Source organism: Aquiflexum sp., from assembly GCF_041751335.1.
Classification (GTDB): Bacteria; Bacteroidota; Bacteroidia; order Cytophagales; family Cyclobacteriaceae; genus Aquiflexum.
The window spans coordinates 1-2,496 of record NZ_JBGSXS010000315.1 but is presented as its reverse complement, the minus strand read 5'-3'; the positions used below and the strand labels follow the sequence as shown (position 1 = coordinate 2,496).

Here is a 2,496-nt window from a genome sequence, read left to right as displayed (position 1 = left end):
ACTTCCTGGAAGGTGCGCGCCATTGGTTTTTCTACATAAACATGCTTTCCTTCAGCCAATGCCATCATCGTCACAGGGAAGTGGGAAAAGTCGGGCGTGGCAATGCTTACCGCATCAAAATCACCGCCTATTTCATCAAACATTTTCCGGAAATCATGATACTTTTTTGCATTTGGAAACATATTCATGATTTCCAAAGTTTGAGTTGCACCCATATCAACATCACAAAGGGCCACGATATTACAAAGGCCGGTTTTATTCAGCTCCTTGATGATTTCATTTCCCCGGTTGCCGATTCCTACACAGGCCAGGTTGACCTTGTCAGAGGGCGCAACATAGCCCATGGATTTGCCTAGGACATGGGGGGAAATCAAGGTGAAGCTGGATAGGCATAGAGCAGCAGTGGCTCCGGTTTTCAGAAAGTCTCTTCGATTGGTGGACATATTTTGGTTATTAAGGGGATTTTTGAAAGGTTTTGGCTTTCCAAATGCTTTAATCCAAAGTCATTTTTAACTTTCAAGGATCAGGTTTTTAAAATTAATCCCTTAATTTACCCATCTAATCCAAATTATCAGAAGGAAGCTTTGAAAATCAACGGAAAGGTTTGCATAACATAAAATTGACCTGATTTATGAAAAACAAAATTACACGTAGAAACCTACTGCAAGTCATGGGTTTGAGTGCAGTCGGAGCGGGCATGCTTCCTGTAAGCTGCGCTATCCCCAATGTTATAGAAGAAAAAAGTACAACTCCTGTCCTAAGATTTGCGCATGTGACGGATATGCATCTTTTGCCTGACGTGGTGGCTGAAGATGGTGTAAAGAAATGCATTGACCAAATCCTTAATAATGAAGGGTCTATTGATTTTTTTGTAAATGGAGGAGACCTGATTATGGATGCACTGGATAAAACTGAAGCGGAAACTGAAGCCCAATGGACGGTTTGGCGGAAAATCAGAGCCGCCTATCCCGATCTGAAAATGTATCATTGCATTGGCAATCATGATGTTTGGGGCAAAACACCTCATGAAGAAAAATACCACGGTAAGGCCTGGGTTTTGAAGGAACATGGAATGGAAAGTCCCTATTATTCATTTGAGTCCAATGGCTGGCATTTTATTGTTTTGGACAGTACCCACCTGAAGGAAGATGGTAGTTGGTACACGGCCAAACTCGATACCGTTCAGCGTGAATGGTTGGAGCAAACCTTAAAAAACATCCCTTCTGAGAAACCCATTATGATTATTTCACACATTCCGATTCTGGGGGCCACACCATTTTTGGATGGGGATAATGCCAAAACAGGCAATTGGATTGTGCCCGGGGCATGGATGCACACAGATGCCAAATCACTGGTCAACCTTTTTTACAATCACAAAAATGTAAAAACCTGTATCAGCGGACATATACATTTGGTAGAAACATTGGTTTACCACGATGTTCATTACCATTGTAGCGGTGCTGTCTGCGGTAATTGGTGGAATGATAAACCTTATGAACTTACAAATAAAGGCTATGCACTATTTGAGCTTTTTGCGGATGGTACCCATACTTTCAAATATGTGGAATATGATGTATGATTTGTAGTGAAGATGCGTCTTTTAAAACTCAAGTGTGGTGAAATAGCTACAAGTCATAGCCATAAATTCAAGAGGTAAAAATAATTACATAAATTAGAAGTTCATTTCCATACTCAATCCTCTTGGTCTAGGATTTGATACTTTGCTAACCAAATATTCAAATGAACATTATTCGTTGGTTAACTTTCCCGCTTCGCTATGCTTTTTCAAAATTCAAAAGGAAGATAGGAAAGCTGGATCTGGTTCGATTGGAGCTATTTCTGGCCTTTGGCAACGACAGGGAAATATTTATAAAAGGCAGAGTCATCGAAGCCTATAAACAAAGCCGCCCCTCTAATAAAAAAAATGCCCTGCAGAATATATTGGCATCTATTCGGCGATATGCAGGAAGTAGCATCCCCGATGCACGGGTTAGACTGGTTTATCAAGATCTGGATGAGATTTTAGTAAGTAATGAAGAGGGGCTTTTTGAAAAACGTTCAATCAAAGATGCTCCCAAAGACGGAAAATCAGACATAGCCACGCTGACTCTATTGGAAGATGAAGGGCTCATAGCCGAAGAAAAAACTGTTCACATTGAAATTACACGGGTACCGGAAAAGCACTCCCTTGGCATTATCTCAGATATTGATGACACAATTATTATTTCACACGCCACTACATTGGGAAGAAAACTTTGGTTGTCAGTATCAAAGAATGCCTATACCCGAAGGCCATTTCCAGGAGTGAGTGATTTTTATGCTCATTTAACCGAACAGGGGCAACATCCGGTATTTTACGTTTCCAGCAGCGACTGGAATCTTTTTGATCTTATACAGGATTTTCTAAACTATAGAAATATTCCATACGGCCCTTTATTGCTAAAAGACCCTCATGTCAACTTAAGGAATATCTGGAAATCCGGTGGGGGCAACCAT

At 40.8% G+C, this 2,496-nt stretch carries 3 protein-coding genes; 2 read left to right on the top strand and 1 reads right to left on the bottom strand.

Going from position 1 to position 2,496, the window contains the following annotated elements:
• A partial coding sequence (locus ACEW8U_RS17725) for a Gfo/Idh/MocA family protein (protein WP_373523390.1) occupies positions 1–443 on the bottom strand: 443 nt, incomplete at its 3' end.
• A gap of 188 nt (positions 444–631) precedes the next feature.
• Here ACEW8U_RS17725 and ACEW8U_RS17720 point away from each other — a divergent pair.
• Positions 632–1,579 carry a metallophosphoesterase gene (locus ACEW8U_RS17720; protein WP_373523389.1) on the top strand — a complete coding sequence of 316 codons (948 nt, stop codon included), beginning with the start codon at positions 632–634 and terminating at the stop codon, positions 1,577–1,579.
• A gap of 161 nt (positions 1,580–1,740) precedes the next feature.
• Positions 1,741–2,496 (top strand): phosphatase domain-containing protein (locus ACEW8U_RS17715; RefSeq protein ID WP_373523388.1); only part of this gene is annotated, 756 nt, incomplete at its 3' end.